We start from the raw sequence: 19,353 nt of genomic DNA on the forward strand, positions 1-19,353 counted from the left end.
GGGACACGGCCGGCTCAGCGCCGGACCAGCTCCATCGGCAGCCGCGACAGACGCTCGGCGCCGGTCTCGGTCACCGCGACCGGCTCGCCGACGTAGAAGCAGAAGCCGTTCTCCCGATCGGTCACGCCGACGAAGTAGAAGAAGGTCATGCCGGCCTCGAGCGCGTGGCCGTCGCTCCCCTTCAGCCGCAGCGGCTCCAGCCACGACGGCGGGTAGCCGATGCCGGTCCCGTAGCCGACGTGGCGGCCGCGGCGGTCGAGCCCGGCGGCCTCCAGCCCCTCCTGCACGCGCGCGGCGACCTCGCTGGTCGGGCGGCCGGGCTCGATCAGCCCGAAGGCGCCGGTCAGCGCCGAGACGATCCCGTCGTGCAGCCTGCACATCGCCGCGGTCGGCTCGCCGACGACGCACGAGTGGGCGCCGACGGCGTGGTAGCGGCGATGGACGCCGCCCAGCTCGATCGTGATCGGGTCGCCGTCGCGCAGGACGCGGTCGGAGGGGCCGACGTGCGTCTGCGACAGCGTGCGGTGGCCGCTGGCGATCGGCGGCGCGACCGCGGCCGCCTCGCCGCCGGCGCGGTACATCGCCGCCGCCGCGGCGGCGTGGAGGTCGTGCTCGCGGGCGCCGACGGCGATCGCGTCGAAGGCGGCCTCGAAGCCGGCGTCCATGATCGCGCCGGCGCGGCGCATCAGCTCCAGCTCGGCCGGCGACTTGATCTGGCGCAGCGCGCTGACGAGGTCGGAGGCGTCGACCAGCTCGACCCCGTCCGGCATCGCCGCGGTCAGCATGTCGTACCAGTACGGCATCAGCGAGTACGTTCTGCGCTCGACGCCGATGCGGGCGCCCGCTCTCAGCAGCCCGCGCTCGCGCAGGATCTCGACGGTGATCGTGCCGGGGTCTCTCGGGCTGTCGTCGAGCCAGGTGCGGACGTCCTGCAGGTGCGGCGTGTCGCGCACGAGGTGCTCGTCGGCGTTGCGGCACAGCACCGTCGGGTCGGAGCCGTCGGCCGGGACGATCGCCGTCTGGTAGACCCAGTAGCCGATCTGGTCGTAGCCGTACAGGTAGTAGAGGCTCTCCTGCTGGAAGACGAGCAGCGCGTCGAGACGCTGCTCCGCGAGCGCGCCGAGCAGGCGCTCCTTGCGCGCGGCGTACTCGCCGGCGTCGAAGGCGAGGGGGTTGATCTGCATCGTCGGGTCCTTGGTCGGGGACGTCACGGCAGGGCGGTGCGCAGCAGGCGGCCGAAGCCGGGGACCGCCTCGTCGCGGCCGGCGAGCCGCAGCGCGTGCCAGGCGAGCGCCTGGTTGCTGGAGACGACCGGCGTGCCGAGCGCCTGCTCGAGCGACTCGATCGCGTCGACGGCGCGCAGCGAGGTGCAGCTGAGGAAGACGGCGTCGACCGGCCCCGCGTCGAGCAGCCGCTCCGCGGCCGCCCGCAGCGACGCGACCGAGATCCGCGACACCTCGTCGTAGTCCTCGTGCTGGAAGGAGCCGTGCGCGGCGACCGCGATCCCGTTCTGCTCGAGGTGGTCGCGCATCGCGCCGTGGACCGGCTCGCGATACGGCGTGATCAGCGCGACGCGCGCCGCTCCGAGCGCACGCAGGCCCGCGATCGCGGCCGTCAGCGGGTTGGTCGTCGCCGCGCGCGGATGGGCGCCGGCCAGCAGCGTCGACATCCGCTCCTCGCCGATCACCATCGCGCCGGCGGTGCAGGCGAGCGCGACGCAGCGCAGCTCCGGCCCGATCGAGATCCAGCTCGCCGTCTGCTCGATCTCGCGCTCGAGCGCGGCCAGCCGCTCCGGCGTCGCGATCACCGCCCCAGGCGTGCGGGCGGTGTAGACGTCGACGGCGCCGGTCGCGGCTGCGATCAGCTGCAGCTCGCGCTCGGTCGTCTGCTCGTTGGCGAGCACGACCAGCCCCAGCGCGGTGCGGTCGAGCAGGCTGTCGTCGACCTCGAACGGCAGCGCCTCCGCGGCTCCTCTGCTCACGAAGCTCTCCTCTCTCTCGTTGACGGCAGCGCGCCGTCGTCACGTTCCCCGGCCAGCGGCGTCGCCGCCAGCTCGCCGACCGTCAGCGGCCGCGCCGGCAGCCGCTCGCTGAAGGCGGTCCCGGGCGGCCGCTCGGCCAGCAGCCGCTCCAGCAGCGGGCGGCAGGTGCGGCCGGCGCAGGCGCCCATCGCCGCGCGCGTGCGGTGCTTCACCTCGGCCGGGCTGGCGGCGCCGTCGGCGAGCGCCGCCTCCAGCTGCGCGAGCGTGACGTCCTCGCAGCGGCAGACGATCATGCGCTCGCGCATCGCGCCTCCCACATCGTCCGCATCCGCGCCCGCGCCGGCTCCAGCTCCGGGTGGAAGCGCACCGTCGCCTCCGCGCGGCGGCGCGCGACCCGCGCCCGTGCCGGCGCCAGCTCGCGCCGCACCGCCGGCGGGGCGCCGGCGGCCAGCGCGGCGGCGAGCCCGGCGACCGTCCCCTGGGCGGCGCAGACGGCGGCGCCCTCGACGCCCGTGACGCCGCCGGCGACGAACGCCCGCGGCGCGGTCGTCTGCTGGTCGGGGCCGTGCAGCGGCACGACCCCGCCGAGGCCCGGCAGCGCGACCAGCTCGCAGCCGCTGCCGGCGAGCAGCTCGACCAGCGGCCGCAGGCCGCCGCCGACGCAGGCGAGGTCGATCGCGACCGTCCGCCGCGCCTCCCCGAGCCGCCCGTCGGCGCCTACCGCCGCCAGCTCCGCCTCCTCGACGCGGCCGTCGCCGCGCAGCGCGGTGACCGCCTCGCGCAGCCGCAGCGGGACGCCGGCGACCCGCCGCGGCAGCAGCGGCACGGCGGCGCGCGCGACGACGCGGCCGCGCGCGAGGCGGCCGCCGGCGCGCAGCAGCGGCGACGGGGCCGCCGCGCCGACCGTCCCGACGAGCCGGCGCAGCGCCGCCGCCGGCGGCTCGGCGGCGCCGTCGACGCCCGCGACCGGGTGGACGCCGACGACCGACGCGCCGACGACCTCGAGCAGCTGCGCCGCCTCCAGCCCGAGCGCGTCGGTGCCGGCGATCAGCGCCCGCCGGCCCGGCAGCACGCCGTGGACGTTGACGAGCACCTGCGCCGCACCGGGCGTGATCGCGCCCGGAAGCGTCCAGCCCGGCAGCGGCGCGGCCAGCTCGCCGGCGCCGGTCGCGACGACCAGCGCACGCGCATGGCAGACCCGCGGCGCCGCGCCGTCGCCGCGCAGGTAGACCGACCAGCCCGGCTCGACGGCCCACGCCGAGACGCCGGCGACGATCGTCGCACCGGCGCCGAGGGCGCGGTCGCGCAGCCGCTCCGCCTCGTCGCGCCCGACCTTCCAGCGGCCGTCGCGCTCGCGGTGGAGCTGGCCGACCAGGCGCCCGCCGGGCGCCTCGCCCTCGTCGAAGACGGCGACCGAGCGGCCGTGCTCGGCGGCCGCGGCGGCCGCCGACAGCCCGGCCGGCCCGGCGCCGAGCACGGCGACGTCGACCGTCGTCGCGCTATCCATCGGCGCTCCCCGGATCGCGGTGGGTCCGCACGACCATCCCGTCGCGCAGCGGCGTCAGGCAGGCGCGGCGGGTCCCGAGCCCGTCGATCTCGACGCGGCACTCCATGCACTGGCCGATCGCGCAGTGGATCCCGCGCGGCTCGCCGGCGCGGGAGCGGCGCAGCGCGCGGATCCCGGCGGCCAGCAGCGCGACGCCGACCGGCTCGCCGGCCCGGCCGCCGAGCGGACGGCCGTCGAAGCTGAAGCGGACCGGCTCGCCGCGGCCGCCGACCTCGCCGAGCACGGGGTGGCGCTCGATCCGCTCGGGGCCGCTCATGCCGCCTGCTCCGCGTTGTTGTCGACGGTGCCGGTCGCCGAGAAGCGCGCCGGGTCGAACGGCGCCAGCAGCGGCGAGCGGCGGCCGGCGACGATCCAGTCGGCCAGCAGCTCGCCGACGACCGGCGCGAGCGCGAAGCCGTGGCCGGAGCTGCCGGCGCTGACGAAGTGGCCGGGCAGCCCGTCGAGCGGGCCGATCAGCGGCATCCGGTCGAGGCTGATGTCGAGCGTCCCGCCCCAGGCGCGGATCACCTCCAGGTCGGCGAGCGGCGGCAGCGCGTCGACCGCCGCGCGCGCCGCCCGCACCGCGTCGGCGGGGCGCGCCTGGCGGCCGGCGAGCAGGTAGTCCTCGGTCAGGTCGCCGAAGATGACGTTGCCGGAGACCGTCTGGCGCGCGAACAGCTTCGCGTCCCAGTCCTGCACGAACTGGTCGAACAGCGGCGCGGCGCGCTCGGTCACCAGCGTCTGCGTCCGCGCGCCGACGATCGGCAGCGAGCGGTCGACGAGCCGTCCGAGCGCGGCGGCGCCGGCGCCGGCGACGTTGACGACCACCTCGCCCTCGTAGCGGCCGCGGTCGGTCACGGCCCGCCAGCCGGCGGCGGTCTGCTCGAGCGCGCGCACCTCGGCGCCGGTCTCGATCCGCGCGCCGCGCCGGCGTGCGGCGGCGGCGAAGGCGATCGTCGTCAGCAGCGGGTTGGCGTGGCCGTCGGAGGCGCAGTGGAGCGCTGCCCGCGCCCGCGGGCCGGCGAGCGGCAGCAGCCGCCGCAGCTGGGCGCCGTCGATCAGCTCGCTGTCGAGGCCGAACGGCGCCTGCCAGGCGAGCCGCTGCTCGAGCCGCGCCACCGAGGCGTCGCTCTGCGCGATCAGCAGGTTGCCGCGCTGGACGTACTCGGTCGGCGCGCCCAGCTCGCGCTCGAGCCGCGGCCAGCGCTCGATCGCGGCCATCGCCAGCGGCAGCTCGGCGGGATGGCGGGCCTGCTGGCGCACGCCGCCGGCGTTGCGGCCCGAACCCTCGTCGCCGACGCCGCGCCGCTCGAGCACGATCGCGCTGCGCCCGCGCCCGCAGAGGTGGTAGGCGAGCGCGCATCCGCCGATGCCGCCGCCGACGACGATCACGTCGGCTGCCCGCATCAGCCCGCCTGCAGCGCGGCCTCGACCGGCGCGCCGGCGTCGTCGCCCTCGCCGGCCAGCACGCGCACGTCGCCCGCCGCCCAGCGCGCGAGCGCGCGACGGCCGACGGCCAGCTCGGCGACGCCGTCGGCGGCGGTGCGGACCTCGGCCAGCAGACGCGTGCCGTCGTCGGTGCGCAGCGTCACGAGGCAGCCGCTGCCGAGGTACTCGGTCTGGACGATCTCGCCGTAGGCGGCGTTCGGGCCCGCGTCGCCGCTCGCGTCCGCAGCGGCCAGTTCGAGCGCGACGCGGTCGGGCCGCACCATCACGTCGACCGCCGCGCCGCGCGGGGCGGCGGCGCCGTCGGCCAGCCAGCGGATCCCGGCGGCCGCGGCCTCCAGCTCGCCGCCCTCCGCCCGCCTGACGGTCCCGCCGAAGAGGTTGGCGCGGCCGATGAACTCCGCGACGAAGCGGGTCGCGGGGCGGTGGTAGACGACCTCGGGGCGGTCGAGCTGGACGAGCCGGCCGCGCTCCATCACCGCGATCCGGTCCGACAGCGCCATCGCCTCCTCCTGGTCGTGCGTGACGAACAGCGCGGTGAAGCCGAGCCGCTGCTGGATCGCGCGCAGCTCGGAGCGCATCGTCTCGCGCAGGAGCGCGTCGAGGTTGCTGAACGGCTCGTCGAGCAGCACCAGGCTCGGCTCCAGCACCAGCACGCGCGCGAGCGCGACGCGCTGCTGCTGGCCGCCGGAGAGCTGCGCCGGCTTGCGGTCGGCGAGCGCCTCCAGCTGGACCTTCGCGAGCACGTCGCGGACGCGCCCCGGGATCTCCCGCCGCGGCACCTTGTGGCGCTTGAGGCCGAAGGCGACGTTGTCGAAGACCGACAGGTGCGGGAACAGCGCGTAGCTCTGGAAGACCAGCCCGACGCCGCGTCTGTGGACCGGCAGCGCGGCGATGTCCTCGCCGCGGACGAGGATCTGGCCGCCGGAGGGGCGCGCGAAGCCCGCGACCATCCGCAGCGTCGTCGTCTTGCCGCAGCCGCTCGGTCCCAGCAGCGAGACCAGCTCGCCCTTCTCGACGGTGAGGTCGAGGTCGTCGACGACGGTCTCCTCGCCGTAGCGGCGGACGAGGTTGCGAAGCTCGAGTTCGGGTCGCATGGTGCTCCTAACGGACGAGGCGCCGGACTCCGAGCACGCGCTCGATCACGAGCACGCCGGCGACGGTGAGGAAGATCAGCAGGGTCGACACGGCGGCGATCGCGGGCGAGAGGTTGTACTGGATCTCGCCGTAGATCTGCATCGGCAGCGTCGTCAGCCGCGGCCCCGACAGGAACAGCGCGACGACGAGCTCGTCGAAGGACATGATGAAGGCGAAGAACATCGCCGCGATCAGCGCCGGACGGACGGTCGGGAGCACGACGCGCAGCCATGCGCCGACCGGGGTCGCGCCGAGGTTGCGGGCCGCCTCCTCCAGCGAGGAGTCGACCTGCTCCAGCGCCGCCGTCAGCGTGCGGATCAGGTACGGCGCGGTCAGCACGCCGTGCGCGAGCGCCAGCCGCCAGAAGGGCAGGTCGATGCCGGTCCGCGAGTAGATGATCAGGAGGCTGATCGCCAGCACGATCGACGGGACCATCAGCGGCGACAGCACGAACGCGGTGATCGCCGCGCGGCCGCGGAAGTCGCCGCGCGCGAGCGCGATCGAGCAGGGGATCCCGACGACGGTCGCGATCGCCATGCTCACGACCGCGAGCTTGACGCTGGTGATCAGCGTCGTCGTCCAGACCTCCTGGCCGAGCACCTCCTCGAACCACTTCAGCGAGAAGCCCCTTGGCGGGAACTCGAGGAACGACGAGGTCGTCACCGACGCGCCGACGACGACGATCAGCGGCGACAGCAGGAACAGGATCACGACCGCCATCACGACGTACAGCGGCCAGTCGCGCGTCCGGCTCATCGGGTGCCTCCCGGGACGATCCGCATCAGCACGCGGGTGAACAGGGCCGAGACCGCGAGGATCAGCGCCATCAGCAGGATCGCCATCGCGGCCGCCAGCGGCCAGTTGAGGAGGTTGACCGCCTGGTCGTAGATCTCGGTCGCCACGACGCGCAGCCGCGGACCGGCGATCATCGCCGGCGTCACGAAGGAGCTCATCGCCAGCGTCAGCACCAGCAGCGTCCCCGCCAGCACGCCCGGCAGCGCGAGCGGGAAGACGACGAACGCGACCGTCCGCGGCCGCGAGGCGCCGAGGTTGGCCGCGGCCTCCTCCAGCCGCGGGTCGATCCGCTCCAGCACGCCGTAGAGGACCAGCACCATGATCGGCAGGAAGACGTGGGTCATCGCGATGATCAGGCCGGGCATCGTGTACATCAGCCCGCCGTCGACGAGGCCGATCCCTCTCAGCAGCCTCGTGACGATCCCGTTGTCGGCGAGCAGCACCATCCAGCCGAACGAGCGGATCACGGCGCTGACGAGGAACGGCATCAGCACGAGCAGCAGCAGCGGCGTGCGCCACCGCCGCGGCGCGCGCACGATCCCGTACGCGACCGGGAAGCCGAGCGCGAGGCAGAGCAGGCCGGTCGCGACGCCCATCGTCAACGTCCGCCAGAAGATGCCGAGCGTGAAGCCGTCGCCGAGCACGTCGCGGTAGTTGTCGAGCGTGAAGCCGGCCTCCGGCGAGCCGCCGGCGACCGGGATCCAGAAGCTCATCACGACGAGGAAGGCGAGCGGCACGACGAACTGCACGCCGTACAGCCCGCCGACCGGCGCCAGCAGCCGCCACGACGGCCGGCGCGACCGCTCCCGCGCGGGCGGGGAGGCGGGCGGCGGGGCGGCCGGCGCGGTGGCGCCGGCCGCGCCCGTCGGACGGGTGGGATCGAGAGTGTCCATCGCTACGTTGCTCCGCCCCGCCCGGCTACTTCGCGATGGTGCGGTTCCACTCGGCCGTCCACGCCGGGCGGTTCTTGGCGACGAACGCCTCGTCGAGGCTCTCCAGCTCGTCGACCTGCTCGGGCGTGGCGACGAATCTCGCCGCCGGGCCGGTCACTCTCGCGGTCACGTTGGTCGGGCCGTAGCCGGCGTCGTCGGCGAAGCTCTGCTGGACGTCGGCGTCGAGCGCCATGTCGATCAGCTTCCGCGCCATCTCCTGGTTCTCGCTGCCCTCGACGACGTTCATCGTCAGCTTCGTCAGGTACGAGCCCTCGTCGGGGATCTTGAAGTCGACCGGGATCCCCTGCTGGTGCATCAGGAAGCCGTAGCCGCTGTCGTAGACGGCCATGTCGGCCTCGTCGCCGCTCAGCAGCTGCACCATCGTCGGCGCGTCTCTGAAGACGCTGTGGCTGTTGTCGACGACCTTCCCGAGCGCCTCGAAGCCGGGCTTGACGTCGTCCTGGCTGCCGCCGTTGAGGCTCGCGAGCTTCAGCAGCGTCTGGACGGCGAAGGTCGTGTTGATGTCGGGCAGCGCGACGCGGCCCTTGTACTGCGGGTCCGACAGCGACGCCCACCCGGTCGGCGGCTGCTTCACGTCGCTGCGGTAGATGATCCCGGTCGTGTCGAAGGCGAACGCCGGCGCGAAGCCCTCGTGCAGCGCCTTCTCGTGGACGTCGTCGACGTTCTCCAGGTCGGCCGGGTCGATTCTCGCGATCAGGCCGTCGTCGCCGGCCTGGACCTCCTGGCCGCCGGAGAACTGCACGACGTCGATGCCCGAGTTGCCGCGCGCGGCGGTCAGCTTCGCCAGCGCGTCGGCCGAGTACATCGTGACCAGCTTCACTCTGACGCCGGTCTCCTGCTCGAAGCGGTCGAACAGCGCCTTCTTCTGCGCTCTCTCGAAGTCGCCGCCGTAGGAGGTGACGACCAGCTCTCTCGTCTTCGACGCGGCTCCGCCGCCGTCGCCCGCCGCCGTCGAGCTGCCGCCGTCGTCGCTGCTGCCGCAGCCGGCGAGGGCGACGGCGCAGGCCGCGCCGAGCAGGGCGGTCGCACGAGCCAATGTACCTGCACGCATAGCTATCTCTCTCACTTCCGGTTCGTCGAGTTGCGCAGCGGCGCCGTCGCCGCTCCTCCCGTGCCGAAGCCGTCCAGCGCCGCCAGCAGGCGTCGCGCCTGCTCCTCGACGTCGTCCGGATGCAGCTCGGCGCTTGCGGCCCCGAACAGGCTCCTCATCTGCTCGGCGGCCTCGTCGGTGAACGTGACCGTCCCGTCCGCCGCGATGGCGGCGATCCCGTCCTCCTGCTGCGTCTCCTCCTGCACGACGCGGAGCGCGTCGACCGTGGTCCCCGGCGGCGGGTCGACGACGACGCCGTCGCGGCCGACGCGGACCGGGTAGCCGCCGACCAGCCCGCACGGTCCGGGCATGTGCTCGGCGCCGGCCCGCTCGCCGAGCAGCAGCTCGACGTGCCGCACGACGCTCGCCGCCGTCAGCGGATGGGACGCCTCGCCCCACGGGATCAGCGCCCCGCCCCGCCGCAGCAGCTCGAACGGGTCGAGCCGGTCGGTGAGGTCGGCGCCGTCGCGCAGCACGCGCAGGACGCCGTGGCGTCGCGGCCGCTCGCCGCCGCCCATCGCCCAGCGGACGTGGGCGTAGTGCGTGCTGAGCGCGACCTCGACCTCGTCCGGCCGGCAGCCCTCCTGCTCGGCGACCGCCTGGCGGACCGCCGCCGCCAGCAGGCTGACGTTGCCGGCGCCGGCAGGCGTGACCGCCGTCGTACGCGCGATCACGGCGTTGACGGCGTCCGGGTAGGAGAGGTTGAGCAGCGTGCCCTGCCAGCCGCAGCGCTCGATCGCCCGCGCCAGCGACAGCGGCAGCAGCAGCTGCAGCGCGAGCCACGGTCCGAGGCCGGCGCGCTGGAGCCGCGGCCCGGCGTCGGGCAGGGCGGCGATCGACCACCAGCGCTGCACCGGCAGCAGCGAGCCGGCCTGCACGATCAGGTCGATCTCGCGCTCCTGCAGCAGACGCGCGACGGCGTCGGCGTCCATCAGGTCGAGCGCGGTCGCCTCGACGGCGACCGGCCGCCGCTCGAGCGTCGTGCCGAGGCGCGTGCCGCCGGCGACCGCCGCGGCGCGGGCGCCGTCGACGTCGGCCGCGACCACGCCGCCGACGGCGTCGCTGCGCACCAGCCGCTCCAGCACCCACGGGCCGAGGCCGCCGATGCCGACCAGCAGCACCCGGGCGCTCATGCGGCCCGCTCCTCTCCGGCGACGGCGATCGCCGCGAGGCGCTCGGCGCCGTTGAGCGGGCGCGGCGCGGCGACGCGGTAGACGAGCCCGTCGACCGGCGCCACGACCCGCTCGACCTGCTCGAAGAAGAGGTCGCGCACGACGCCGAGGGGCTGTCCGGCGACGACGCGGTCGCCGGGGCGGCAGAGCAGCTCCGGGAGGCCGCCGCGCTCGACGCGCACGTTGACGACCGTGTCCGTGACGAGCTGGTCGACCGGCTCCTCCGGCGCGCCCTCGACCATCTCCAGCCGGCGCATCACGTTCGCGATGCCGCGGCTGCCGCGCTCGGCGCTGTCGTCGTCGACGACGCCGTTGACGGCCAGCTCGACCGAGAAGGTCGGCGTGCCCGCGCGCGTGCAGGCCTCGTGCAGCATCGAGGAGAGGACGTACGGTCCGCGCTCCTGGACGATCGCCAGGCGCGTCCCGAAGGCGAGCGCGAGCTCGCGCGCGGCGCCGCGCCCGTCGGCGGCCGGCGAGGGCGTGAAGACGTACTCGAGGTTGACGCCGCCGGCGAGCGGCGCGTGCAGGTCGATCGCGTAGTCGGCCTGGCCGATCAACCGCGCGGCGAGGCCGTGGGCGATGCGCGCGGCGAGGTCGCCGGCGGGATCGCCGGGGAAGGCGGTGTGGACGTCGGTCGCGTAGCCGTCGGTCGTCGCGGCCGGCAGCAGGCGCCCGCGGGCGCGGAAGGCGACCGGGTTCTGGACCGGGACCGCGATCACGGCGCCGCGCAGGCGCTCGGGGTCGAGCGCGGCGCAGGCCCGCCGGACGGCCTCGATCCCGACGACCTCGTCGCCGTGGATCGCCGCTCCGACGTACAGGACCGGGCCGGGTCGGCGGCCGCGCACGACCAGCGCCGGGATCTCCAGCGGCGAGCCGTCGAGCAGCTCGCCGACCGCGACGCGGGCGCGCACGCGGCTGCCCGGCGCGATCCGCGAGACCTCAACCATGGAGCGCCCCCGCGCGCGCGAAGATGCCGCGCCACGCCGTCACCGCGAGCACCTGCGCGCCGGTCAGCGCGGTGTCGATCGCACCCGCGCCGTTGGCGGCCCGCTCGAACTCGGGCGTGTGCAGCGCCACGCCGCGGGCGGCCAGCTGGACGCCGATCTCGACCGCGCGGGTGAGCTGCGTGACGTTGCCGAAGTCGGTCGAGCTGATCGAGCAGGAGACGTCGTCGGGCTCGACCTCGAGGCCGGCCGCGGCCATCACGTCGCGCGCGACCGCGACCAGCTCGTCGTCGTGGTCGATCGGCGCGTAGAGCGGGACGTACTCGCGCGTCTCGAACTCGCAGCCGGCCGCGATCGCGACGTTGCGCGCGCAGTCGACGACGCAGTCGAGCAGCTCGTCGACGGCGGCGACGGTCGGGGCGCGCAGGCGGTAGCGGAGCCGCGCGTGGCCGGGGATCACGTTGGCGCTGTCGCCGCCCTCGGGGATGATCCCGTTGATGCGGTTGTCGGACGGGACCTGGTCGGTCAGGCGGCCGATCGCGACGTAGGCGGCGACGGCCGCGTCGAGCGCGTTGACGCCGCGGTCGTCGCTCGCGACCGCGTGGGTCGGGCGGCCGGTGAACAGCAGGTCGACGCCGCGGGCGGCGAGCGAGCCGTGGGTCGCGACCATCGTGCGGTCGTAGGGATGCGCCATCAGCGCGTAGTCGACGTCGTCGAAGACGCCGTCGGCGATCAGCCGGACCTTGCCGCCCGCGCCGTCGACCGCGCTCTCCTCCGCCGGGCAGCCGATCAGCTCGACCGTGCCCTCCCTGACGCTGGCGGCGAGCGCGAGGAAGGCGCCGACGGCGATCGTCGCGATCACGTTGTGGCCGCAGGCGTGGCCGAGCCCGGGGAGCGCGTCGTACTCCGCCAGGATCGCGACGTGCGGGCCGCCGTCGCCCGCCGTCGCGCGCAGCGCCGTCGGCATGCCGGCGAGACCGACCGTGCAGGCGTGGCCGTGCGCTTCGAGCAGCCGTGCGATCTCGCTCGCCGCGAAGTGCTCCTCGAAGCCGAGCTCGGGGTTGGCGCCGATCGCCCGGAGCAGCGGTTCGAGCTCCGGTGCGAGCGCGTCGATGCGTCGCGCGATCTCCAACTCGATGCCGTCGAAGGCGTCGACCGGGGGGTTGTTTGAAGGTCGATTGCCGAACACGAGGGCCATTCTGGGAAAGGCCCCCCGACGCCGGCTATGGGAGTTCCTCAAAACGCGCGCCCGCCGTTTTGGGCACATCCCGACGACCGTGCGCCGCCGTGCGCGGCTGCTCGCGCGCGCGTGCGGATCGCGTCGACGCGCGCGCGTCGACGCGGCTCAGTCGTCGGCGAGGATCCTGGAGAGGCGGCGGTCGGAGGCCCGCAGGTGGGCCGCCATCGCCCGTCTCGCCGCCCGCGCGTCGCCTCTGCGCAGCGCGGCGACGATCGCGCGGTGACCGCGCGCCGAGCTCTGGCGCATCTCGGCGAGGTCGAGCACCTCCAGCGGCATGAACAGCTCCAGACGCGCCTCGACGATCGCGTCGCGCAGCAGCGGGCTGGCGGCGGCCTCGGCGATCAGCAGATGGAAGCGGACGTCGGCCTGGCGCAGCAGGCCGACGTCGCCGGCGGCGGCCAGCTCGTCGGTCAGGCGCTCGAGCTCCTCCAGCGCCTGCGGCTCGATCCGCGCCGCCGCCCGCTCGACCGCGCTGCACTCGTTGATGAGACGGAACTCCATCGCCGCGTTCAGCTCCGGCGCCCGCGCGCGCAGCTCGAAGCGGACCCGTTCGGGCGCCACCCGCAGCTCGCGCACGAAGGCGCCGCCGTGGGCGCCGCGCCGGGTCTCGACCAGCCCCTCCCCCGCGAGCAGCCGGATCGCGTTGCGCAGCGTCACGCGCGAGACGCCGAGCTGCTCGGCGTGCTCGCGCTCCGGCGGCATGCTCGCGCCCGGCCGGTAGAGGCCGAGGTGGATCATCCTCCGCAGGTGGGCCGCGACCATCTCGTAGGGCGGCGGCAGCTGCAGCGCCGAGGCGAGCGATTGCTCCATGGGGCGAAGACTATCCCTTGACTCCATTGCGCAAGTATGCGTTGATTGGGACAGGAGATGTTCCTTTCGCCGTTTTCGCGCGCCGGCCCGGCGCCGCGGCGACCTACCGGGAGGAAGCGATGAGCGACGCGCGGGATCTCGAACCGCAACCGCCGGACGTGCTGCGCCACGTCGGCTATCGACAGCGATTGGACCGGTCCGTCGGCCAGTTCGCCGCGTTCGCGGCCGGCGTCAGCCTCGTCTCGATCCTGACCGGCGTCTTCCTGCTGTTCTCGTTCGGCTACGGCGCCGCCGGGCCGGCCTACTGGTGGACGTGGCTGGTCGTCTTCGCCGGACAGGCGATGGTCGCGCTCGTCTTCGCCGAGCTGGCCGCCCGCTATCCGATCGCCGGCTCCGTCTACCAGTGGACGAAGCTGGTCGGCGGCCGCGCCGCCGGCTGGCTGGCCGGCTGGGTCGTGCTCGGCGCGACGATCGTCGGCAGCGCCTCGGTCGCGCTCGCCGCGCAGGTCGTGCTGCCCGAGATCTCCAGCTTCTTCCAGTTCGTCGGCGACGGCAGCGGCGCCCACGACCTGCCGACCAACGCCGTGATCCTTGGCTCGGCGCTGATCGTCGTCGCGCTGATCGCCAACAGCCTCGGCGTGCGCACGCTGACGCGGGTCAACAGCGCCGGCGTCGCGATCGAGCTGATCGCCGCCGCCGCGCTGATCGTGCTGCTGTTCGCCGCCGCCAAGCGCGGCCCGGACGTCGTCACCGAGACCGCCGGCATCGGCGCCGGCCACGACTGGGGCCTGTTCGGCGCGCTGCTGCTCGCCTCGATCGCCTCCGCGTACGTGATCGTCGGCTTCGACACCGCCTCCTCGCTCGCCGAGGAGACGCGCGATCCCCAGCGCAACGCGCCGCGCGCGGTGATCCGCGCCGTGCTCGCCTCCGGCGTGATCGGCGGCCTGCTGATCCTTGGCGCGCTGATGGCGACCGGCGACCTCGACGCCGAGGGGATGACCGCCGTCGGCATGCCGTACGTCGTCAAGGACGCGCTCGGCGACACGGTCGGGACGATCCTGCTCGTCGGCGTCATGATCGCGATCGCCGTCTGCCTGATGGCGGCGATGGCGCAGGGCACGCGGATGGCGTTCGCGATGGCGCGCGACCGCGGGCTGCCGGCCAGCGAGCTGCTCGCCCGCCTCTCGCGCCGCAGCTCGACGCCGATCGCGCCGAACGTCGTGATCGCCGTGCTCGCGATCGCGCTGCTCGCGATCAACATCCGCCAGCAGCAGATCATCGCGATCGTGACGAGCCTCGCCGCCGCGCTCTTCTACCTCGGCTACCTCGCCGTCACCGTCTCGGTGCTGGCGAGACGGCTGCGGGGCGGCTGGCCGCCGCGCGAGCAGGCGGGCCGCAAGCTCTTCTCGCTCGGTCGCTGGGGGCTTCCGATCAACGTGATCGCCGTCCTCTACGGCGCGGCGATGTCGGTCAACCTGCTGTGGCCGCGCGCCGCCGTCTACAACCCCGAGCCGCCCCACCACTGGTACCTGCAGTACGGCGGCCTCCTGTTCGTCGGGCTGTTCGCCGGCGCCGGCCTGCTCTACTACCTGCTCGTCGCGCGCCACCGCACCGGCGTGCTCGACGGCCATGCCGCCGAGCCGGCGGTCGAGCGCGAGCCCGCGGGAGCCGGCCTGTGAGCGCCGACCGTCGCCCCCTCGTCGGCGTGACCGGCCGGCGCTTCCCCGCGCCGGAGGTCTACCGCTCCGACCCGGCGCTGATGGAGGGCCTGACGCTCGACGCCTACTTCAGCGCCTACGCCGAGCAGATCCGGGCCGCCGGTGGCACCCCGCTCTTCCTGCCGCGCGAGGCCGACCCCGACGACCTCTGCGCGGCGCTCGACGCGGTCGTGCTGGCCGGCGGGCTCGACGTCGAGCCGCGGCGCTACGGCGGCGAGCCCGGCCCCAACGCCACCGCCCACGACAGCGACCAGGACGAGTTCGACATCGCGCTGGCGCGCGCCGCGATCGCGCGGGGGCTGCCGCTGCTCGGCTGCTGCCGCGGCCACCAGGTGCTCAACGTCGCCCGCGGCGGCACGCTCTGCCCCGACCTGCCGGCCGACGGCCTGATCGCGCACAACGCGCGCGACCGCTCGCCGCGGCTGCGCGACCAGCGCGTGCGCCTGGCGCCGGGCTCGCTGCTGCGCGAGCTGCTCGGCGCCGAGGAGCGCGTCAACACGATCCACCACCAGGCGATCGACGCGCTCGGTGCCGGGCTGGTCGCGACGGCCCACGCCGACGACGGCGTCGTCGAGGCGGTCGAGCTGACCGGCGCCCCCGTCGTCGGCGTGCAATGGCATCCGGAGCTGCACGCCGGCGCCGACCCGCTGTTCGCGTGGCTGGTCGACGCCGCCCGTCGCGGCCCGCAGCGAGCACGCGATCATGCCGCCGTGGCACCGACCGAGGAGGAAGCGCTGTGACGACGACCAAGGAGGCCGCGCGGCCGACCGCCGCGCCGACGGAGGCGACCGGCGAGCGACTGCTCGACGGCGCCACCCACGTGCGCGTCGAGACCCCCGACATCGACGGCAACCTGCGCGGCAAGCTCGTGCTGGCGTCGAAGCTCGCCGAGGGCGCGCTGCCGATGTTCCCGGAGGCGTACCTCGCCTTCCGCGTCGACGACGAGCTGGTCGAGCACGGCGTCGGCTCGGCGGAGACCGGCTTCGGCGACATGGTCGTCGCGCCCGACTGGTCGACGGCGCGGCGCCTGCCCGGACGCGAGCACGTCGTCGCCGTCCTCTGCGACGGCCTGCGCAAGGACGGCACCCCCCACCCCGCCCATCCGCGCAGCGCGCTGCGGCGGGTCGAGCGCGACTGCGCCGAGGCCGGCTTCGAGAGCTGCTTCGGCGTCGAGTTCGAGTTCTGGGCCTTCCGCCTCGACGAGCGCGCCGACGCGGCGCTCGCCTCCGGCGACGTCGCCGGCCTCACGCCGCTGTCGCGGCTGCCGCAGGGCTACAGCCTGCTGCGCTGGCCCGACTGCGGCGACTTCGTCGACGACCTGACCGCGACGATGAGCGCCTACGGCGTCCCGATCGAGACCGTGCTGACCGAGATCGGCGACGGGATGCTCGAGGCGGCGCTGGCGCCCGGGACGGCGCTGGAGGCAGCCGACCGCGCCGCCCGCTTCAAGCTCGGCGCGCGCGAGGTCGCCGCCCGCCACGGGCTGCTGCTGAGCTTCATCGCCAAGCTGCGGCCGAGCGACCAGGGCTCCTCCGGGCACCTCCACCAGAGCCTGCTGCGCGACGGCCGCAACGCCTTCTGGGACGGCGCCCCCGAGCGACTCAGCGAAACCGGCCGCCACTACCTCGCCGGGCTCCTGCACGCGACGCACGAGTGCGGCGCGATGATGGCGCCGTTCCCCAACTCCTACCGCCGCTTCGATCCGGCGCAGTGGGCGCCGTGCGAGGCGGCGTGGGGCTTCGACAACCGCAACGCCTGCGTGCGCGCGATCACGACCGGGGCGGGCGGAACCCGCTTCGAGCAGCGCCGCCCCGGCGCCGACCTGCAGCCGTACCTGGCGATCGCCGCCTGCCTCGCGGGCGGCCTGCACGGAATCCGCGAGCGGCTCGAGCCGCCGCCGGAGGCAGACAAGCTCGGCCGCGGCGAGGAGGCGCGCACGCTCGACCGCGAGCTGGTCGACGCCGCCGCGACGCTGCGCGCCTCGCGCTTCGCGCGCGAGACGTTCGGCGACGAGCTGGTCGAGCTGTATGCCGCGACGCGGGAGGCCGAGGCGGAGGCGTGGACGCGCCTGCGCGACGGACAGATCCCGCCGTGGGAGATCAAACGCTATTTGGAGGTCGTCTGACCGATGAGACTGGAAGGCAAGGTCGCGCTGATCACGGGCGCCGGATCGGGCATGGGCCGCGCGGCGGCGCTGCTGTTCGCCGAGCGCGGCGCCGCCGTCGTCTGCGCCGACGTGCGCGCCGACGCCGCCGAGGAGACGGCGGCCGCGATCGCCGCCGCCGGCGGGCGGTCGCTGGCGGTCGCCGCCGACGTCTCCGTCGCCGCCGACGTCGAGAGCGCGGTCGCGCGCGCCGAGCGCGAGCTCGGCGGCCTCGACGTGCTCTACAACAACGCCGCGCTGTGGCTGTACGGCCCCGACGGCTACGTCGAGGGCGAGACCGACGGCCCCTCGCCGCTGCTGACCGAGGAGATCTGGCAGCGGACGGTCGACGTAACGCTGAAGGGCACCTACCTCGGCTGCCGCTACGCGATCCCAGCGCTGCGCCGGCGCGGCGGCGGCGCGATCGTCAACGTCGCCTCGGTCGGCGCCTTCCGCGTCGGCCACGGCTCCTCCGACGCCTACACCGCCGCGAAGGGCGGCGTCGTCTCGCTCACGCGCAGCCTCGCGGTCGAGCACGCGCGCGAGGGGATCCGCGTCAACTGCCTCGTGCCGGGGGCGATCGAGACGCCGCTGGTCAGCCGCTACTCGGAGGAGGCGCGTGCGGCCGCCAGCAGCTCGATCCCGCTCGGCCGCTGGGGCAGACCGGAGGAGATCGCGCAGATGGCGCTGTTCCTCTCCAGCGACGTCTCCTCGTACTGCACCGGTCAGACCTACGTCGTCGACGGGGGCTACCTTGCCGTCTGAGCTGGGCCTCTCGATCGGCGGCGCGCGCGTCCCGGCGGCGAGCGGCGCGACCTACGCCGTCGTCGAGCCGGCGACCGGCGAGCAGCTGGCGCAGGTCGCCGACGGCGGCGCCGAGGACGCCCGCCGCGCCGTCGCGGCGGCCGAGGCGGCCCAGCGCCGCTGGGCGGCCGCCGGCCCCGGGGAGCGCAGACGCTGCATGCTGCGGCTGGCGGAGCTGATCGACGCCCGCGCCGAGGAGCTCGCGCTGCTCGACAGCCGCAGCTCCGGCAAGCCGCTGCGCGACACGCGCGGCGAGGTCGGCTTCGCGAGCGCGATCATGCGCTACTACGCCGGCATGCTCGACAACCTCGCCGGCCAGACGCTGCCGGCCGACGGCGACGGGGTCCTGCTGACGCTGCGCGAGCCGCTCGGCGTCGTCGCCGCGATCACGCCGTTCAACGGCCCGCTCGCGACCGCGGCGCTGAAGGCGGCGCCGGCGCTGGCGGCTGGCAACGCCGTCGTCGTCAAGCCGGCGCCGGCGACGCCGCTCTCCTCGCTGGTGCTGGCCGACCTCGCCGCCGAGGCCGGCCTTCCCGACGGCCTGCTGGCGGTCGTCGCCGGCAGCGGCGCCGAGCCGGGGATCGCGCTGGTCGACGACCCGCGCGTCGGGATGGTCAGCTTCACCGGCTCCTCGGCGGTCGGGATCGAGATCGCGCGGCGGGCCGCCGGGACGCTGAAGCGGCTGACGCTCGAGCTGGGCGGCAAGTCGGCCTGCATCGTCTTCGACGACGCCGACGTCGAGCAGGTCGGCGCGCTCGCGCCGCTGCCGGCCTTCGTCAACGCCGGCCAGGACTGCTGCGCCCGCTCGCGCCTGATCGTCCACGAGCGGGTGCGGGAGGCGCTGCTGGAGCGCTACGTCGCGACCGCCGAGGCGCTGGCGCTCGGCGACCCGACCGATCCGGCGACCGAGGTCGGGCCGCTCGTCTCGCAGACGGCGCGCGAGCGGGTCGACGGCTACGTGCGGGGCGGCGTCGCCGACGGGGCGGCGCTGCTGACCGGCGGACGGGCGCCGGACGACCCGTCGCTGGCGCGCGGCGCCTACTACCTGCCGACCGTGCTCGACGGCGTCGCGGCCGCCTCGCCGCTGGCGCAGGAGGAGCTGTTCGGCCCGGTCGTCAGCGTCCTCTCCTTCCGCACCGAGGAGGAGGCGATCGCGCTCGCCAACGACTCCCGCTACGGCCTCTCGGGCTCGATCTGGACCCGCGACGTCGGCCGCGCGCTGCGCGTCGCGCGGGCGCTCGACACCGGCGCGCTCGGCGTCAACAGCAACTCGTCGGTGTTCATGAACGCTCCGTTCGGCGGCCGCAAGCTGTCGGGCCAGGGCTACGAGTACGGCCGTGCCGCGCTCGAGGCCGCCACGCAGGTCAAGAGCGTCTTCCTCTCGACCGCCGCCGCCTGAGCGGCGACGCGCCGGGAAGCGGTCGGTTGTGCGCGGGTGACAAGGGGTCAGTCGACCGCTTGTCCCTCCGCACCGCCGCCGCTGGGAGCGACGTCGATAGCGTCGTTCGTTTCGGGGGCCGGCGCCGTCGCGCCGAGCCGCAAACGACGCACGGCACGGGGCCGGCGGAAAGGGC

At 75.1% G+C, this 19,353-nt stretch carries 19 protein-coding genes; 5 read left to right on the plus strand and 14 right to left on the minus strand.

Annotation, left to right across the window (positions count from 1 at the left end; genetic code table 11):
* Nucleotides 1-14: 14 nt before the first annotated feature.
* The 14 genes from BDZ31_RS00740 to BDZ31_RS00805 form a co-directional block, all read right to left on the minus strand.
* Complete coding sequence (locus BDZ31_RS00740; RefSeq protein WP_221242770.1) at nt 15-1,211, minus strand: M24 family metallopeptidase; 1,197 nt, start codon at nt 1,209-1,211, stop codon at nt 15-17.
* On the minus strand, nt 1,208-1,981 hold the full coding sequence (locus tag BDZ31_RS25725) for an aspartate racemase/maleate isomerase family protein (RefSeq protein WP_183338024.1): 774 nt from the start codon (nt 1,979-1,981) through the stop codon (nt 1,208-1,210). Before BDZ31_RS25725 ends, BDZ31_RS00740 begins: the two co-directional genes overlap by 4 nt.
* Nucleotides 1,978-2,286, minus strand: a complete 309-nt coding sequence (locus BDZ31_RS00750) for a (2Fe-2S)-binding protein (RefSeq protein ID WP_183338026.1) — start codon at nt 2,284-2,286, stop codon at nt 1,978-1,980. The genes BDZ31_RS25725 and BDZ31_RS00750 overlap by 4 nt, the downstream gene beginning before the upstream one ends.
* Nucleotides 2,271-3,488, minus strand: coding sequence for an FAD-dependent oxidoreductase (locus BDZ31_RS00755; protein ID WP_183338028.1), 1,218 nt, complete (start codon nt 3,486-3,488; stop codon nt 2,271-2,273). The genes BDZ31_RS00750 and BDZ31_RS00755 overlap by 16 nt, the downstream gene beginning before the upstream one ends.
* Nucleotides 3,481-3,804 (minus strand): (2Fe-2S)-binding protein, encoded by a 324-nt coding sequence (locus BDZ31_RS00760; protein ID WP_183338030.1) that lies wholly within the window; start codon nt 3,802-3,804, stop codon nt 3,481-3,483. The genes BDZ31_RS00755 and BDZ31_RS00760 overlap by 8 nt, the downstream gene beginning before the upstream one ends.
* A complete protein-coding gene (locus BDZ31_RS00765) occupies nt 3,801-4,934 on the minus strand; it encodes an NAD(P)/FAD-dependent oxidoreductase (RefSeq protein ID WP_183338032.1) in 1,134 nt (377 codons plus the stop codon). Before BDZ31_RS00765 ends, BDZ31_RS00760 begins: the two co-directional genes overlap by 4 nt.
* Complete coding sequence (locus BDZ31_RS00770) at nt 4,934-6,070, minus strand: ABC transporter ATP-binding protein (protein WP_183338034.1); 1,137 nt, start codon at nt 6,068-6,070, stop codon at nt 4,934-4,936. The genes BDZ31_RS00765 and BDZ31_RS00770 overlap by 1 nt, the downstream gene beginning before the upstream one ends.
* Nucleotides 6,071-6,077: 7 nt before the next feature.
* Nucleotides 6,078-6,866, minus strand: coding sequence for an ABC transporter permease (locus tag BDZ31_RS00775; RefSeq protein WP_183338036.1), 789 nt, complete (start codon nt 6,864-6,866; stop codon nt 6,078-6,080).
* Nucleotides 6,863-7,798 carry an ABC transporter permease gene (locus BDZ31_RS00780; RefSeq protein WP_183338038.1) on the minus strand — a complete coding sequence of 312 codons (936 nt, stop codon included), beginning with the start codon at nt 7,796-7,798 and terminating at the stop codon, nt 6,863-6,865. The genes BDZ31_RS00775 and BDZ31_RS00780 overlap by 4 nt, the downstream gene beginning before the upstream one ends.
* 25 nt (nt 7,799-7,823) lie before the next feature.
* The gene (locus BDZ31_RS00785) at nt 7,824-8,909 is read right to left on the minus strand and encodes an ABC transporter substrate-binding protein (RefSeq protein WP_183338040.1); all 1,086 of its coding nucleotides are present in this window, start codon (nt 8,907-8,909) and stop codon (nt 7,824-7,826) included.
* Nucleotides 8,910-8,920: 11 nt separating this feature from the next.
* Complete coding sequence (locus tag BDZ31_RS00790) at nt 8,921-10,081, minus strand: hypothetical protein (RefSeq protein WP_183338042.1); 1,161 nt, start codon at nt 10,079-10,081, stop codon at nt 8,921-8,923.
* Nucleotides 10,078-11,067: a succinylglutamate desuccinylase/aspartoacylase family protein gene (locus BDZ31_RS00795; protein WP_183338043.1), complete on the minus strand. Its 990-nt coding sequence runs from the start codon at nt 11,065-11,067 to the stop codon at nt 10,078-10,080. The genes BDZ31_RS00790 and BDZ31_RS00795 overlap by 4 nt, the downstream gene beginning before the upstream one ends.
* Nucleotides 11,060-12,262: an amidohydrolase gene (locus BDZ31_RS00800; protein WP_183338045.1), complete on the minus strand. Its 1,203-nt coding sequence runs from the start codon at nt 12,260-12,262 to the stop codon at nt 11,060-11,062. Before BDZ31_RS00800 ends, BDZ31_RS00795 begins: the two co-directional genes overlap by 8 nt.
* A 147-nt stretch (nt 12,263-12,409) precedes the next feature.
* Nucleotides 12,410-13,114, minus strand: coding sequence for a FadR/GntR family transcriptional regulator (locus BDZ31_RS00805; protein WP_183338047.1), 705 nt, complete (start codon nt 13,112-13,114; stop codon nt 12,410-12,412).
* Nucleotides 13,115-13,233: 119 nt separating this feature from the next.
* Between BDZ31_RS00805 and BDZ31_RS00810 the strand changes: the two genes are divergently transcribed.
* Genes BDZ31_RS00810 through BDZ31_RS00830 form a run of 5 tightly spaced genes read left to right on the plus strand, consistent with a single transcriptional unit; the run spans nt 13,234 to nt 19,178 of the window.
* Nucleotides 13,234-14,793, plus strand: a complete 1,560-nt coding sequence (locus tag BDZ31_RS00810) for an amino acid permease (RefSeq protein WP_183338049.1) — start codon at nt 13,234-13,236, stop codon at nt 14,791-14,793.
* Nucleotides 14,790-15,572: a gamma-glutamyl-gamma-aminobutyrate hydrolase family protein gene (locus tag BDZ31_RS00815; protein ID WP_183338051.1), complete on the plus strand. Its 783-nt coding sequence runs from the start codon at nt 14,790-14,792 to the stop codon at nt 15,570-15,572. Before BDZ31_RS00810 ends, BDZ31_RS00815 begins: the two co-directional genes overlap by 4 nt.
* Complete coding sequence (locus BDZ31_RS00820; protein ID WP_183338053.1) at nt 15,569-16,957, plus strand: type I glutamate--ammonia ligase; 1,389 nt, start codon at nt 15,569-15,571, stop codon at nt 16,955-16,957. Before BDZ31_RS00815 ends, BDZ31_RS00820 begins: the two co-directional genes overlap by 4 nt.
* A 3-nt stretch (nt 16,958-16,960) precedes the next feature.
* Nucleotides 16,961-17,740 (plus strand): SDR family NAD(P)-dependent oxidoreductase, encoded by a 780-nt coding sequence (locus BDZ31_RS00825; protein WP_183338055.1) that lies wholly within the window; start codon nt 16,961-16,963, stop codon nt 17,738-17,740.
* On the plus strand, nt 17,730-19,178 hold the full coding sequence (locus BDZ31_RS00830; RefSeq protein WP_246344363.1) for an aldehyde dehydrogenase family protein: 1,449 nt from the start codon (nt 17,730-17,732) through the stop codon (nt 19,176-19,178). Before BDZ31_RS00825 ends, BDZ31_RS00830 begins: the two co-directional genes overlap by 11 nt.
* Nucleotides 19,179-19,353: the final 175 nt, after the last annotated feature.

The organism is Conexibacter arvalis, from assembly GCF_014199525.1.
Lineage (GTDB): Bacteria > Actinomycetota > Thermoleophilia > Solirubrobacterales > Solirubrobacteraceae > Conexibacter > Conexibacter arvalis.

Excerpts from the sequence above, each read along its gene's own strand:
- BDZ31_RS00750 (WP_183338026.1), bottom strand. The coding sequence starts at position 2,286 with ATGCGCGAGCGCATGATCGTCTGCCGCTGCGAGGACGTCACGCTCGCG.
- BDZ31_RS00755 (WP_183338028.1), bottom strand. The coding sequence starts at position 3,488 with ATGGATAGCGCGACGACGGTCGACGTCGCCGTGCTCGGCGCCGGGCCG.
- BDZ31_RS00760 (WP_183338030.1), bottom strand. The coding sequence starts at position 3,804 with ATGAGCGGCCCCGAGCGGATCGAGCGCCACCCCGTGCTCGGCGAGGTC.
- BDZ31_RS00765 (WP_183338032.1), bottom strand. The coding sequence starts at position 4,934 with ATGCGGGCAGCCGACGTGATCGTCGTCGGCGGCGGCATCGGCGGATGC.
- BDZ31_RS00770 (WP_183338034.1), bottom strand. The coding sequence starts at position 6,070 with ATGCGACCCGAACTCGAGCTTCGCAACCTCGTCCGCCGCTACGGCGAG.
- BDZ31_RS00775 (WP_183338036.1), bottom strand. The coding sequence starts at position 6,866 with ATGAGCCGGACGCGCGACTGGCCGCTGTACGTCGTGATGGCGGTCGTG.
- BDZ31_RS00780 (WP_183338038.1), bottom strand. The coding sequence starts at position 7,798 with ATGGACACTCTCGATCCCACCCGTCCGACGGGCGCGGCCGGCGCCACC.
- BDZ31_RS00785 (WP_183338040.1), bottom strand. The coding sequence starts at position 8,909 with ATGCGTGCAGGTACATTGGCTCGTGCGACCGCCCTGCTCGGCGCGGCC.
- BDZ31_RS00790 (WP_183338042.1), bottom strand. The coding sequence starts at position 10,081 with ATGAGCGCCCGGGTGCTGCTGGTCGGCATCGGCGGCCTCGGCCCGTGG.
- BDZ31_RS00795 (WP_183338043.1), bottom strand. The coding sequence starts at position 11,067 with ATGGTTGAGGTCTCGCGGATCGCGCCGGGCAGCCGCGTGCGCGCCCGC.
- BDZ31_RS00800 (WP_183338045.1), bottom strand. The coding sequence starts at position 12,262 with ATGGCCCTCGTGTTCGGCAATCGACCTTCAAACAACCCCCCGGTCGAC.
- BDZ31_RS00805 (WP_183338047.1), bottom strand. The coding sequence starts at position 13,114 with ATGGAGCAATCGCTCGCCTCGGCGCTGCAGCTGCCGCCGCCCTACGAG.
- BDZ31_RS00810 (WP_183338049.1), top strand. The coding sequence starts at position 13,234 with ATGAGCGACGCGCGGGATCTCGAACCGCAACCGCCGGACGTGCTGCGC.
- BDZ31_RS00825 (WP_183338055.1), top strand. The coding sequence starts at position 16,961 with ATGAGACTGGAAGGCAAGGTCGCGCTGATCACGGGCGCCGGATCGGGC.